Source organism: Monashia sp. HAY1-5C, assembly GCF_056755255.1.
In genome coordinates this window covers 1-241 of sequence record NZ_JBPGXG010000680.1, presented here as the reverse complement: position 1 = coordinate 241, position 241 = coordinate 1, and the positions used below count along the sequence as shown (strand labels likewise).

Below are 241 nucleotides of genomic sequence, written 5' to 3'. Positions count from 1 at the left end.
CAGGCACATTCCCCGGATGCTGTTGTCCGATGGCACCGAACCTGAAGCCATTGCAGGGGCCAATGCGGAACAGCGCCCCGGCACCTTGTCCGGCAGCCCGGCGTCGGCGGGTCTGGTGACCGCGCCTGCGCGGGTCATCATGGACCCCGTGGGAGCCCATCTGGAGCCGGGCGAGATCCTCGTGGCTCCGTCCACGGATCCCGGCTGGACACCGCTGTTCCTCACAGCTGGAGGTTTGGTC

At 68.0% G+C, this 241-nt stretch carries 1 protein-coding gene; it reads left to right on the top strand.

Annotated elements, in window-relative coordinates; genetic code table 11:
- The coding region (locus ACR9ZK_RS23175; RefSeq protein ID WP_481344263.1) for a hypothetical protein at positions 1 to 241 on the top strand (241 nt) is incomplete at both ends.